The following is a 204-nucleotide window of genomic DNA, read 5'->3' as shown; positions in this document are numbered from 1 at the left end:
GATAGTGCAACGAGTTGCACTGGGTTTCCCCATTCGGACATCGTCGGGTATAACGGTTCATATCACCTTGCCGACGCTTTTCGCAGATTAGCACGTCCTTCATCGCCTCTGACTGCCAGGGCATCCACCGTGTACGCTTAGTCGCTTAACCTCACAACCCGAAGGTGTTTCACTTCGGTTGCGAAAATTTGAGAGACTCGAACA

Annotated in this window: 1 rRNA gene; it reads right to left on the bottom strand. The window is 51.5% G+C overall.

The features are described from left to right. A 23S ribosomal RNA gene (locus DW56_RS05435) occupies window positions 1-151 on the bottom strand; the annotation flags it as partial. Between the last annotated feature and the right edge of the window lie 53 nt (window positions 152-204).

Source organism: Franconibacter helveticus LMG 23732, assembly GCF_000463115.2.
Taxonomy (GTDB): domain Bacteria; phylum Pseudomonadota; class Gammaproteobacteria; order Enterobacterales; family Enterobacteriaceae; genus Franconibacter; species Franconibacter helveticus.
This window is presented reverse-complemented; position numbering and strand designations above follow the sequence as displayed.